12 protein-coding genes are annotated in these 12,680 nt (G+C 68.7%); 8 read left to right on the forward strand and 4 right to left on the reverse strand.

Going from position 1 to position 12,680, the window contains the following annotated elements:
• Positions 1-338 precede the first annotated feature (338 nt).
• From IE260_RS27395 to IE260_RS27405, 3 genes are read left to right on the forward strand one after another with little or no spacing between them, the layout of a single operon-like run.
• The gene (locus IE260_RS27395) at positions 339-1,343 is read left to right on the forward strand and encodes a beta-ketoacyl-ACP synthase III (RefSeq protein ID WP_189876447.1); all 1,005 of its coding nucleotides are present in this window, start codon (positions 339-341) and stop codon (positions 1,341-1,343) included.
• A 30-nt stretch (positions 1,344-1,373) separates the two neighbouring features.
• Positions 1,374-1,640 carry an acyl carrier protein gene (locus IE260_RS27400; protein ID WP_189876449.1) on the forward strand — a complete coding sequence of 89 codons (267 nt, stop codon included), beginning with the start codon at positions 1,374-1,376 and terminating at the stop codon, positions 1,638-1,640.
• A complete protein-coding gene (locus IE260_RS27405) occupies positions 1,637-2,875 on the forward strand; it encodes a beta-ketoacyl-[acyl-carrier-protein] synthase family protein (protein ID WP_189876451.1) in 1,239 nt (412 codons plus the stop codon). Before IE260_RS27400 ends, IE260_RS27405 begins: the two co-directional genes overlap by 4 nt.
• A 191-nt stretch (positions 2,876-3,066) precedes the next feature.
• On the opposite strand, the gene IE260_RS27410 is transcribed toward IE260_RS27405, so the two are convergent.
• A complete protein-coding gene (locus tag IE260_RS27410; protein ID WP_189876453.1) occupies positions 3,067-5,463 on the reverse strand; it encodes an MMPL family transporter in 2,397 nt (798 codons plus the stop codon).
• A 118-nt stretch (positions 5,464-5,581) separates the two neighbouring features.
• Here IE260_RS27410 and IE260_RS27415 point away from each other — a divergent pair, with 118 nt between their 5' ends.
• The 3 genes from IE260_RS27415 to IE260_RS27425 all read left to right on the forward strand — a co-directional run bounded on the left by IE260_RS27415 (position 5,582) and on the right by IE260_RS27425 (position 8,139).
• Positions 5,582-6,217 carry a TetR/AcrR family transcriptional regulator gene (locus tag IE260_RS27415; protein ID WP_189876455.1) on the forward strand — a complete coding sequence of 212 codons (636 nt, stop codon included), beginning with the start codon at positions 5,582-5,584 and terminating at the stop codon, positions 6,215-6,217.
• Between the two features lie 779 nt (positions 6,218-6,996).
• Complete coding sequence (locus tag IE260_RS27420) at positions 6,997-7,608, forward strand: carbonic anhydrase (RefSeq protein ID WP_189876457.1); 612 nt, start codon at positions 6,997-6,999, stop codon at positions 7,606-7,608.
• Positions 7,609-7,755: 147 nt separating this feature from the next.
• Positions 7,756-8,139, forward strand: a complete 384-nt coding sequence (locus IE260_RS27425) for a DUF6281 family protein (RefSeq protein ID WP_189876459.1) — start codon at positions 7,756-7,758, stop codon at positions 8,137-8,139.
• A 141-nt stretch (positions 8,140-8,280) separates the two neighbouring features.
• Here the strand turns inward: IE260_RS27425 and IE260_RS27430 are convergent, their stop codons facing one another.
• Complete coding sequence (locus IE260_RS27430) at positions 8,281-8,883, reverse strand: TetR/AcrR family transcriptional regulator (RefSeq protein ID WP_189876461.1); 603 nt, start codon at positions 8,881-8,883, stop codon at positions 8,281-8,283.
• A gap of 89 nt (positions 8,884-8,972) precedes the next feature.
• Between IE260_RS27430 and IE260_RS27435 the strand changes: the two genes are divergently transcribed.
• A complete protein-coding gene (locus IE260_RS27435) occupies positions 8,973-9,908 on the forward strand; it encodes an oxidoreductase (protein WP_189876463.1) in 936 nt (311 codons plus the stop codon).
• A gap of 93 nt (positions 9,909-10,001) precedes the next feature.
• Here the strand turns inward: IE260_RS27435 and IE260_RS27440 are convergent, their stop codons facing one another.
• Positions 10,002-10,973 (reverse strand): SDR family NAD(P)-dependent oxidoreductase, encoded by a 972-nt coding sequence (locus IE260_RS27440; protein WP_189876466.1) that lies wholly within the window; start codon positions 10,971-10,973, stop codon positions 10,002-10,004.
• A gap of 55 nt (positions 10,974-11,028) precedes the next feature.
• Here IE260_RS27440 and IE260_RS27445 point away from each other — a divergent pair, with 55 nt between their 5' ends.
• The gene (locus tag IE260_RS27445) at positions 11,029-11,469 is read left to right on the forward strand and encodes a MerR family transcriptional regulator (RefSeq protein WP_189876467.1); all 441 of its coding nucleotides are present in this window, start codon (positions 11,029-11,031) and stop codon (positions 11,467-11,469) included.
• Positions 11,470-12,104: 635 nt separating this feature from the next.
• Here the strand turns inward: IE260_RS27445 and ssuE are convergent.
• A complete protein-coding gene (ssuE, locus tag IE260_RS27450) occupies positions 12,105-12,662 on the reverse strand; it encodes an NADPH-dependent FMN reductase (RefSeq protein ID WP_189876469.1) in 558 nt (185 codons plus the stop codon).
• Positions 12,663-12,680 lie beyond the last annotated feature (18 nt).

Consider the following 12,680-nt stretch of genomic DNA (forward strand, 5'->3'; position numbering starts at 1 on the left):
TTTGAAATCCACGAAGAGTCAAACCGAACATCCGTAGCTGGTGCAAGAAGCAACAGAGCCCATGGCTGTGCTGTTGAGAAAGTTGCAGGTCAGAGGGCTGCATATGAGAATCGTTATCGTTAGGAGTGACTGTAATGACAGTCGTGTTCAACTAGGTGGGCGCGGAATTCGGGCATTGCAGATGAGTCGCTGCGGTGGTACGGTCCCGTTTTGCTGGCCGCTTTTCGCGCACCCTTCGACTTTATTGCCCCGGGTTTTCGTGTCCGTCCGGCAGTACAACGAAGGCGATTGGATCGCGCGGAACGCTATCCTCCGACAACGCCAGAAAGAGGCTGACAATGCAGCCGGCCCCCGTACTCTGCGGAATTGGCACTTCATTACCTGATCGTGTGGTCACGAACGACGACCTGGCAGCCCGTCTCGACACCTCGGACGAGTGGATCCGCACCCGCACCGGAATACGCGAGCGGCGCACCGTGGACCCGGGCACGGCCACCGGGGACCTCGCCCATGCCGCGGCGCAAGGCGCGCTCAAGTCCGCCGGCTCAGCCGCGGTGGACCTTGTCATCCTGGCCACCACCACTCCTGATCACCCCTGCCCCGCCACGGCGCCCCACGTGGCGCAACGTCTGGGGCTGACAGGCGTTCCTGCCTGGGACCTGGCCGCGGTCTGCAGCGGGTTCGTCTACGCACTGGCCTGCGCGTCCAGCTTCGTGCGCTCAGGCTCAGCCGCCCGCGTCCTGGTCATCGGCGCTGACACCTACTCCACCATCACCGACCCCGACGACCGCAGCACGCGCGCCATCTTCGGCGACGGCGCGGGCGCGGTCGTCGTACGGGCCGGCACCGCCGACGAGGACGGGGCGATCGGCCCGGTGACGCTGGGCAGCGACGGTTCGCTGAAAGACGCGATCCTCGTGGACGCCGGCGGCTCGCGCCGACCCCTGCCCGACGGCTTGGCGCAGGACGGCCGGTACTTCACGATGCAGGGCAAGACCGTCTTCCGGCATGCCGTCGAGCGTATGTCGCAGAGCGCCGAGAAGGTCCGCACCGAGGCCGGCTGGAGTACCGGCGACGTGGACTGCCTCGTCGCGCACCAGGCCAACGCACGGATCATCGACGCCGTCGCCGCACAGATGGGCCTGGCGCCCGAACAGTGCGCTCTCAGCATCGAGCGGCTCGGCAACACAGCCGCCGCTTCCATACCCCTCGCGATGGCCGAGGCAGCTCGGTCCGGTCAGCTGCGCGCGGGCAGCCGAGTACTCCTCACCGCATTCGGCGGTGGGGCGACGTGGGGTGCCGCAGCTCTCACCTGGCCCGATGTCACCCCCGTGTCCATCTGAGCACCTCTCAACCGAAACAGGAGAAGCAACATGACAGCGATACCGGTCCAGTCCGTGCGTGAGCAGATGATCGCTCTTCTCAGCGCCCGCTTCGGACTGGAGGAGGAGTCGGTCGCCCCGGAGACGACCTTCAGCTCGATGGAACTCGACTCCCTCGCACTGGTGGAGTTCTCCATCGCCCTCCAGGAGGACTTCGGAGTGCCGGTGGGCGAGGAGGAGTTCACCGCCGAGAACACCGTCGACGAGGTGGCCGAACTGATGGCCGGCAAGCTCACCGCTCAGGACCCGGTCGGATGACGGCAGCCGCCGGCCGTCCCTTCCGCGCAGCGGTCACCGGATTCGGAATGGTGACCGCTGCCGGTCTGGGCGCGGCCGAGACCTGGCAAACCCTCCTCGCCGGCCGGCCCACGGCCCGACGCGTGCCCGAACTTGCGGGCATGCCCGTCGACTTCGCCTGCAAGGCCGACCAGTTCCATGGCGACGCGGTCCTCGGGCGGCGCGTCGCCTGGCGGCTCGACCGCAGCACGCAGATGGCGATGGCAGCGACGACCGAGGCACTGAACCTGGCCGGCCTCGACCCCGATCAGTGGGACGGCGCACGAGTGGGAGTGGTCCTGGCAACCGCTCTGGGCGGCATGACGACCTGGGAACGAGAATACGGCCGCCTCCGCGAACACGGCCCCGGCGCAGTCTCACCCCTGCTGATCCCCATGGCAGCGGTGAACATGACGGCGGGCCATGTCGCGGCCGCCCACGGAGCGAAAGGCCCCAACTTCGCCACCGCGACCGCCTGCGCCTCCAGCACGACAGCACTGGGTGCCGCCCGCGACCTGTTGCAGGCCAACCTGTGCGACGTGGTCATCGCGGGCGGCACCGAGGCCAGTATCACGCCGCTGGTCGCAGCCGCCTTCGCCAAGATGGGGGCGCTGTCCACCAGGACCGACGATCCAGCCACCGCCTCTCGTCCCTTCGACGTGGCCCGTGACGGCTTCGTCCTCGCCGAAGGCGCTTCCGTGCTGGTACTCGAACGACCGGAGCACGCCCGGGCACGCGGCGCCCGCCCGTACGCATTCCTCAGCGGGTACGGCGCGTCGGCAGACGCCGGGCACGCCACACGTCCGGACCCCGACGGCACCGGCGCGGAAGCGGCCCTGCGCTCCGCACTCGCAGACGCAGGGCTGGCGCCGGAAGACGTGGACCATGTCAACGCCCACGGGACGTCGACACCACTGAACGACGCCGTGGAGTCACAGGTCATCCATCGAGTGCTCGGCGACCGTCCTGCCGTGACCTCGATCAAGGGAGTTACGGGCCACTGCCTCGGTGCGGCCGGTGCCCACGAGGCCGTGGCCACGGTGCTGTCCTTGCACCACCAGGTCGTACCGCCCACCGCCAACGTCGAGGAACTCGACCCCCAGGTGCAGGTGGACGTCGTGACCGACAAGCCCCGGCCGCTGCTGATGGCCGCGGCGGTGAGTCACTCCTTCGGCTTCGGCGGACAGAACGCGGTCGTCGCCTTCACCAGCGCCTGACCGAGCCCCACGGGACCACCGGGCAAGAGGGCCGGCGGACATCACGTCCGCCGGCCCTCTCGCGTGGGCGGATGGCACCGTACCGGCCGAGCCCTGCGGAAACATGCGTGTGCCCGTCGGCCAGACGTCCACTGGCAGACGGGCACACGCCCGGAACGGTCGCCCGGCCGGTCCGCAGCCGGGCGACCGGGCTAACGGCGGACCGCGGATTCCTGGCTGCGCGAGACGGGGGACTCGCGTCCGTCCGCAGCCCCCTGGGAGGAGGCGGCGGGCGTGTCACCCGGGGTCCCTTCCGTCAGCTCGAACCTGGGAAGCGAGCGGTCGAGCCAGGCAGGCATCCACCAGTTGTGACGGCCGAGCAGACGCATCAGCGCCGGCACGAGTACGACGCGGATGAGGGTGGCGTCGAGGAGCACCGCGACGGCGAGGGCGAAGCCCATCTGCTTGACCTCGACGACCTTCGTCAGCATGAACGCTGCGAAGATCACGACCATGATGGCCGCAGCGGCGGTGATGACCTTGGCCGTGTGGGCCACGCCCTCGGTGACCGCCCTGCTGTTGTCCTGCGTGCGCCCCCACTCCTCCTTCATCCGGGAAATGAGGAACACCTCGTAGTCCATGGACAACCCGAACAGGATCACGAAGGTGAGCAAAGGCAGGTAGGCCTGGATGAAACCGGTGCTGGAGACGTCGAACAGCGACGCGCCCATGCCCTCCTGGAACACCAGGGTCAGCAGACCGAACGCCGCTCCCACCGACAGGAGGTTCATGACGATGGCGCTGAGCGGAAGCACCACGCTGCGGAAGGCCAGCAGCAGCAGGATGAAGGACAGGCCGAGGACCAGCAGCAGGACGAGCGGCGTCGCACGTTCGACCTCCTCGGCGATGTCCACGGTCTGGCCGCTCAGCCCGCCCACGTAGGCGGAGAGCCCCGGCACCTCGCCGACCGTCTCCGGTGCGGCGGTGTCCCTGATCCAGTGAACGAGGGCGACGGACTCCTCGCTGTCGGCGGCCGATCGGGACATCACCAGCATGGCCGTCGTCCGCGCGTCGGGACTGACCAGCCGTTCGAGAGCGCCGTCCCGGTCGGCACCCAAGGCCGCCTCGAGCGTGGCGGCATCGGCCTGTCCGCCCTGGCCGCGCAGGGCGTCGCTCAAGGAGACGACGTCGGACACCTGGCGGTGGTCCCGCAGCCTGTCCGAGAACTGCTGCAGGGCATCGAGTTCACGGTCGCCCAGCCGGCCTTCGGGCGTATGGACGACGATCTGCAGAGGAGTGGCAGCACCGGGGACGAACTTCTCGTCGACGAGTTCGTAGCCCTTGCCGGCCGGAGCGTCCGAGACGGCCGAGGCCCCTACGTCGAAGCCGAGCTTCAGCTGGGAGACCGGGACGATGGCCAGCAGCAGCGCCACGCTGGTCAGGCCGCCGATGAGAACAGGGCGCCTCATGACCACGCCGGTCCAGCGCGTCCACAGCGAGCGGCTGGTGTCCACCCGTGCCAGGGACCGCTTGAGCCCCGGAACCGCCAGCCGGTTGATCCGGGTGCCCAGCAGACCGAGTACGGCGGGGAGCAGACTGAGGCCGACCAGGAGCATGACGGCCACGGCGATCATGACGCCGAGGGCCATGGTCCGGAACACCGGTGCTCGGACGACCATGAGGCCTGCGACGGAGATGAGGACCGTGCACCCGGAGAAGAGCACCGCCTTGCCCGCAGTGGACATGGTGGCTCCGACCGACGCCTCGACGTCGCCGCCTCGGGCCGCCAGTTCCTCACGCTGCCGCGTCACCGCGAAGAGGCAGTAGTCGATTCCCAGTGCCAGGCCGAGCATGGTCACGACCGCCTGCACGAAGACGTCGAAACCGATGAGGCCGCTGAGGGCCCCCAGCACACCGAACGTGGTGAGCACCGCCACCATGCCCAGCACCAGCGGCAGTCCCGCCGCGACCAGGGTGCCGAAGGCAAGGAGCAGGACCACCAGGGCGATGGGCAGGCCGATGGACTCCGCCTGGGCGATGTCCTTGTCCTGCTGCTCGACCACGGCCGCATTGAGCGCGCTGGACCCGGTGAGGTAGGCCTGCACCGGGCTGTCCGCGGTCACGTCGTGCAGCGTTTCCTGAAGCAGTGGCACCGCATCCTGCCGGTCCCGCTCACCACCGCCCAGCCCCACAGGGGCGACCACCGTCCGACGGTCCGACGAGTACAAGGAGGAGTCCTGTGCCGTGTACGGGTTCTCCACCTCCACCACGCCGTCCTGCTTCTGCAGGGTGCCGAGGATGCTGGTGACCGCCTGCCGATAGGCATCGGAGTCCGACCGCAGTGTCGCCGAGTCGAAGACGACCAAGGCGTCTTCCGTGACAGGCGTGTCGAACTCGTCGGTCAGCAGGGCTTCCACCCGGGCCGAGTCCGAGCCTTCCACCTTGAGCGAGGAACCGGTGAGGCTGTCGGTGAACTTCGGCAGCAATAACCCGGCCCCCACGAGGACGATCACCCAGGCCGCGACAACTCTCCACCCGTGGCGCGCGCACCAGGTGCCCCAGCGGTACAGCACTGGCCGGTCGGCGCCCAGGGCTCCTTCCGATTCCATGACATCTCCCTAGACTGACTGGTCGGTCGAGTCAGCATAACCATCGACCGACCAACCGGTCTAGAGTTGACCGGCGAGTACGCTGCCGAAGTACGAGACACAGGCCGAGGGGAACACCATGGGGACTGCACGGGGACCACAGACCACGGGATCCGACGAGCGCAACGCCGCACGCCTCAGCGCCCGGCGCGCACAGATCCTGGACGCCGCCACGTCCGTCTTCGCCCGCCTCGGCTACCACGGTTCCCGGATGGACGACATCGTCCAGGCCTCTGGCCTGAGCAAGGGCGCCATCTACTGGTACTTCAAGAGCAAAGAGGAGATCGCCGTCGAACTGGTCCGCCAACTCCTCCACGACGAAGAGCAGTCCCTGGCGGGCGAGCCCGCCGCGGGAGGCGACGCCGGTGCGAGGCTCAGCGCCATGGCGGACGACTTCTCGCGCAGTCTCCGGGAGAACCCGTCCAGGGCGCCGCTGGCGCTCGAGCTCCTCTCCCTCGGGCAGCGCATCCCCGCGATCAAAAAGCACTTCACCGACTACCACGAGACCTACGTCGCCCTGCTGAGCGACCTGCTGAGGGCCGCATCGGGAGGTGCCGCCTCGACGCAGCAGATCAGAGCCGGCGCGCTCGCCCTCGCTGCGATGGTCGACGGCTGGGCCCTGCATGAAGCCCTCATCACCACACCGTCCGGACACCGGGACGGCCTCGGCGAAGCCGTGGGCATCCTAGTGGCCGGCTTGCGCAGTCAGGTCTGAATCCCTACGGAGAAACATTGACCGACTGGTCGGTCGAGCTGTTACTATGCCCTTCGGCGGTAGCGCCGTAACGGGGTGTACGGGGGGTAAGGTGCACAGTTGCGTTTTCCTGCAGTGGATCATAAGCGCCCGTACTTCAGTTACCCGCCAGTACCCCGATCCCGGCTCCGAGTTCCGGCCGTCCTGGTCCCTTGCTCACGCATCCTCTGCGTCGGCAGCACAGGGGGTCTGAATGTGGTCCACACGCACAGCAGTATTACGCCTGGCGATCGTGATCCTTGCCTTCATGACGGCTTGGAAAACACTGGTCACGCACACATCGGTTCCGCATCGGGCCGCGGCTGACACGGCAACGAGGATCACTCACTCGATACTGGACGTGTCAGCTGAGGCGGCCCACGGGGAGCCGGAGACGATCCGGAATCTGCCGGGCGCTGTCGTCGCCATTCCCCACCACCTGGAAGACCTGCGGGTATTCCGCAAGAGCATCTCCGACTCCTCTTCCCCGATCGACCACCTGCCCATCGGTCCGGAGCAACTCAAAGAGCACCCCGACTTTGCAAGGGCAGCGTCGGACAGTGGACTTCACGCGCCGCACCCTCGATGGAAGGTGACGGCCGACCCGCCGTACTCGGAACCACCGGGCCAACTCCGCGCCCGCCTTCAGGCCTGGCTGGTATAGCCGCTCTCGTATCTCGCGCGCCGACACAAGTCAGTACACAGGCGACTGCCTGACTTGCCATCCGTCGAGCAAGATTCAACGAGGGGGCCTCTTCAGCATGAGGAATTCCACGGAATATCCGGGCCAGTTCACGCGTACCGGCTCGAGGAAGCAGCACACTCGCGTCCAGAGCAAACCCGTGAAAAAGGCGTTGTTCATCACCTGCACCGAAGCGACGCTCTCACCTGCAGGCCTGACTCGCATCGGCCCGGACAGGCTCTTCGAACTCCGCAATCTGGGTAACATAATTCCCAAAAGCGGAGCCAACATCATCTCCAGTGACATGGCCGCTATTCAGTACGCCTTGCACGACCGCGACCTGAGAGACATCATCGTGTGCGGCCACTCCGGATGCACCGCCGTGTCCTTTCTCCTCGACCGCCGTAACACCTCACTGCCATTGGCGGTCAAGCGCTGGCTCTCCACTGCAAATTCACAGACGGCCTGCCAGAACGCAGCCGGCGTAGGTGCCCGCAGGGTTCTGAGCCGACCGCAGATCGACACAGCGGCACGTGCCCACCTTGCGGTCCAGGTGGCGAATCTCCTGCAGTACCCAACCGTGGCGGCGGGCCGTAAGAACGGGGAACTGCGTCTTCACGCCTGGTTCTACAACGAAGTCGGACAGGTCGAGTCGTTGCCTACCCAGGACTACCTGGAATCCATCGCGTGAGAAGGGTTCGGCAGCCCGGTCGAGACGGGTATCTGGGGTGTCGTGCGGCGGTTGGCTGCCGCGGCGAGCCGGGAGGGTTGCCGGGGTGGTGAACGTATTCGGTGCTTACGGCGTCGCAGTCGTATGAGAAGAGACAGGAGACTGTGCATGCGGACTGCTCGGACGCCGGCGCTGGCGGGTGTGGCTCTGGTGATGGTTACGGGGTGTGCGGCCGGGGGTGGTGGGGGAGAGGCCGCCGCCTCCTGCGCCTATGTCGTGGCTTACGACGGGCGGGCCTACCGGGGGATCGACGGCGGTGACTTCGAGGTCGGCGAGGCGGTCGGCGTCGCGCGGAAGCCGCCTTGCGATGACACGCCGAACAACGGTGGCGGCGGGGAACCGGCCGAGCAACTGACCGCCTACCGGGTTGTGGGGCGGGACACCGGCACCGCCCTCGCCGTGGGCACCTCTCCTGATGACGCCGTCCTCGTCACCTTCGATCCCGACAAGCACGGGCCGGAGGTCGTGCGCGAGCTGTTCGGGGAGCTGTAAGGCCTCGAGGGACCTCGGGTGGCGATGGTGCCGCGCTCGGCAGGCGGACGGCCGCGATCGTGGCGCCGCGGCCCTCGGCCGGGGCAGTGACACCTGGCCGTCCCCCTGTAGCCGAGGCCCGAGCCGGGGAGGCCGCCACCGTCAGCGGGGCTTCAGGCCGTGGAGCAGGTGGTGGACCAGGCTCTCCACGCCTGCCAGGGCCGCCTCCGGGGTCAGCATGCCGCCGGCGATGAAGGCGGCCATGCCGTGGAGGGTGGCGCCTGTGACGAGGTTCAGGTCCTCGGGGGCGCCCGCGATGATCTCGCCGCGCTTCTGGGCGTCCGCGACGACCTGGGCGAGATTGCCCACCGTCCGTTCGACGGCGGCCGCCATCTGTTCCGAGGCGTCGGGGTCGTGCTTGCGGGCGTACATCAGCTCCAGCAGCTCCGCGTTGTCGATGGCGAAGCCGAGGTAGGCCCGGGCGAGGGCGGTGAGCCGGGGTTCGAGGGGAAGTGCGGGGTCGTCGGCGGCGTCCAGGGCCTCGCCCAGCCGATCGTACCCAGCCAGCGCCAGGGCGTTGAGCAGGGCCTGCTTGTCCTTGAAGTGCCGGCCGGGCGCGGCGTGGCTGACACCGACCTCGCGGGCGAGCTCACGCAGCGACAGGGAACCGACTCCCTTCTCACGCAGCGTGCGTTCCGCGGCTGCGAGCAGGGCGGCGCGCAGGTCTCCGTGGTGGTATGGGCGGCTCTCGGGCATGGAGGACATCGTAACTCCATGTAGGCATCGCCAGCATAGTTGCCATCGCCATCATTGTTGTCATTGACAGCATTGTTGGCGACGTCTACATTCGATCCATGGCTGAGAAGACGAAGAGCAACACTTGGGACGCGAGCCGCCTGCCCGACCTCACCGGCCGCACGACGGTCATCACCGGCGCCAACAGCGGGATCGGCCTCACGGCGGCGCAGGCGCTGGCGCGGGCGGGAGCGCACGTGGTCTTCGCCGTGCGGGACCTGGAGCGCGGTCGAGGAGCGGCGGCGACGGTGAGCGGCAGCACGGAGGTACGGCGCCTGGACCTGGCGGACCTGTCCTCCGTACGGGAGTTCGCGGACGCCTGGGAGGCCCGGCCGCTGGACCTGCTGATCAACAACGCGGGCGTGATGATGCTGCCGAAGCAGCGGACGGCGGACGGCTTCGAGATGCAGTTCGGCACGAACCATCTGGGCCACTTCACGCTGACGAACCTGCTCCTGCCGCACATCACCGACCGGGTGGTGACGGTATCCTCCGGGGCCCACCGCTGGGCCGACGGACGGATCCGCTTCGAGGACCTGAACTGGACGTCCGACTACGACCCGCGGCGCGCGTACGCCCAGTCGAAGCTGGCGAACCTCCTCTTCACGCTGGAACTCCAGCGCCGCCTGACAGAATCCGGCTCCCCGGTCCGCGCCCTTGCCGCCCACCCCGGCTACGCGGCGACCAACCTGCAGAGCCATGCCGCGAGTCCGGTGATGCGGGCGTTCATGAAGGTCGGCAACAGGTTCTTCGCCCAGGACGACAGGGCGGGCGCCCTGCCGACGCTGTACGCCGCGACGCAGGACCTGCCCGGGGCGAGCTACGTGGGCCCGGACGGGCTGGGCGAGATGCGGGGCGGGCCGACGCTGGTCGGACGGTCGGCGGCGGCGAGCGACGCGGCGGTGGCCCGTCGGTTGTGGACGGTGTCGGAGGAGCTGACGGGCGTGAGCCAGCCGGTGGAGCAGCCGGTCGCCGGTCGCCAGGTCGCCGGATGAGCCGGGCCGGGCCGGCAGCGACGAGGGCGAAGGCTTCCCGAACCACGCCGACTGCGGCAGTGGTGGGTAGCCCGGCACATGCAGAGTGCGGGTTCATCGTGTGATCGGAGCGGCGCCGGTCGCCGCGACGGACAGTTCCCACAGCCGTGCGGCTGCGCCGGGGTCGATCGCGTAGGCGCGGACGCCGCCGTCGTCCATGGGCGCCGTGGGGGAGGAGACGTGTGCGACGTCGCAGTCCTCGAGGTAGAGCCCGCCACGGCCGTCGAGGAGTGGGGAAGTGGCGGCCCACAGGCCGGTGGCGGCGCCCTGGGAAGGTGTCTTGAAGTCGGCGCCGATCACGGTGCCCTGCTCGTCCATCCATCCCCGTTCGATCTGCTCGTGGAGAGTCATCTCTCGCTGGAGACCGGTGATGATCTTGCCCGGGTGGAGAGCGAACGTCCGGACACCGTCGCCCCGCCCTAGGGCGTCGAACTGCACGGCGAACAAGGCGTTGGCGGTCTTGGCCTGGCCGTAGGCCAGCCACTTGTCGTAGCCGGTGCGAAAGTGCGGGTCGTTCCAGCGGATGTCGGTCAGGGTGTGCCCGGCGGAGCTGTTCACGACGACGCGCGCACCGCCGGCGGCGGCCAGGAGCGGGTGGAGCTCGCAGGCGAGGGCGAAGTGTCCGAAGTGGTTCACGGCGAGCTGGCCTTCCCAGCCGGGCCCCACGCGTCGTTCAGGGGTGGCCATGACGCCGGCGACGGCCATGAGGAGATCGAGCCGGTCGAGGGAGCCGTTGATCTGTGCGGCGGCGGCGCGCACGCTGCCGAGGTCCGCCAGGTCCATGGGGACGACGTCGCAACCATCCACATCGGCGAGAGCGGCGCGGGCGATTCCGGGCCGGCGTGCCGGAACGATGACCCGGGCCCCGGCGGCCGCCAGGCCCCGGGTGGTCTCCAGACCGAGTCCGGAATAGCCCCCGGTCACGATGGCGGTTGCGCCGGAGAGGTCGAGGCCGGCCAGGACGTCCTCGGCGGTGCTGGTGGCGGAGAAGGGCGAGCCGATCGGCTGCTGATCAGTGATGGTCATGCCGGCAACGCTAGGAACTAGAGCGAGGTCTAGATCAAGTCCTAGGCTGGGCGGCATGGCGACTGTCGAAACGAGTGCGGAGCCGCTGAGCATCGGCGAGGTGGCCGAGCGGACAGGACTCAGCGTGCACGCACTGCGCTTCTACGAGCGCGAGGGCCTGCTGGTCGGACCGGTCCAGCGCACCGCGGGCGGCCGACGGCGATACACCGCCGTCGATGTCGACTGGCTGCTGATCTGCGTCAAGCTGCGCGCATCCGGCATGCCGCTCGCCGACCTCAAACAGTTCGCCGAGCTGGTGCGGCACGGTCCGGGCAACGAGGCTGAACGGCTGCAGCTCCTCGACGCCCATCAACAGCGCGTCGAGGCACAGATCCAGGCGCTGGAGGAGTGTCGCTCGGTCATCGCCTGGAAGGTCAGCGTGTACACCGAGCACCTCGCCCGTGGCGAGGCCGGCGGACTCTGGGACCCGACGGTCCGAGGGAACGGGGAGCGGTGACGAGCTGAAGCAGGGCGAACGGGGCGGCAGTTCGCCAACTGCCGCCCCCCTCACTGGGTCCGCCCGCCCGAAGCCGTACGACTCACTGCCGCCCGGCCTTCCGTCCGCGCACCGGGGTTTCGGCTCCCTGCCGACAGGCGTGAGGTTCACCTACGGGTTCGGCGTCGAGCACTCCGTGCGTATCGGCTTCGATTGACGAAAAACCCGGACCTGCGCACCGGCCTCGACCTGGCGGCCGGTCTCTCGACCGCCTTGCACAGGAGTGACCAACCGTTCCTGAAGACTCAGCGGGAGTGAGACCTGATGCCGCAGCTCGTGCTCAGCCGAACGGCCCGAACGTTGTTGGGCGTTCCGGGCCACCGCATTTCTTCCGCATTCAGCGCCATCGGATCGTGTCCGTGGTCCAGGGACGCGGGGGGCGGTTCCCCTCACTCCCTCGGTGACCGGGCCGGGCCTGGGCGCGGTTCCTTCAGTGGCCCCTTGAGGGCTCGGACGCAGCCCGGGCCCACCGCATGCCGTGCAGGCTCACCGAAGCCCAGGCCGAGCGAGCCGGACGCCAACCCGGACCCATGACCGAGTAGCCGCTGAGGACGCGGGGTGGCCGTCCGGAGGTCGACGGACGGCCACCGCCGGGCTCACGCGGCCGGCACCGAAAGGCCCGTCCGGCCGCCGAGCGCCAGGGAGAAACGGTCCGTGACCTCCGCCAGCGCGCGGGCCGTCTCGGACTCCACGGTCACGGTGCCGTCCTGAGCGACGACGACGTTCCGGTCGAGCGTGAACCAGCCGGGCACGATGTGCGTGGCCCCCATGGAACTCAGCACGGGACGCAGCGCGTAGTCGATGGCCAGCACATGGGCGGTGCTGCCGCCGGTCGCCAGCGGCAGCACCGTCTTCCCGGCCAGCGCGTACTGCGGGAGCAGATCGAGCAGCGACTTCAGCAGACCGGAGTAGGCGGCCTTGTAGACGGGTGTGCCGATCACCACCCCGTCGGCCTGCTCGAACAGCGCGGTCGCCTCGACGATCGCCGGGTGGCTGAAGTCGGCGCCGAGCAGCGCCTCGGCGGGCAGGGTGCGCACGTCCAGCGGGACCACTTCGTGCCCCTGACCGCGGAGCCGGTCGTCCAGGTGACGCACCAGCCGCGCGGTGCGGGAGGAGGCGGAGGGGCTGGCCGCTACGGAGAGGATGGAAGCCATCAGGGACCTTCCGGGTTC

Source organism: Streptomyces viridiviolaceus (genome assembly GCF_014650995.1).
Classification (GTDB): domain Bacteria; phylum Actinomycetota; class Actinomycetes; order Streptomycetales; family Streptomycetaceae; genus Streptomyces; species Streptomyces viridiviolaceus.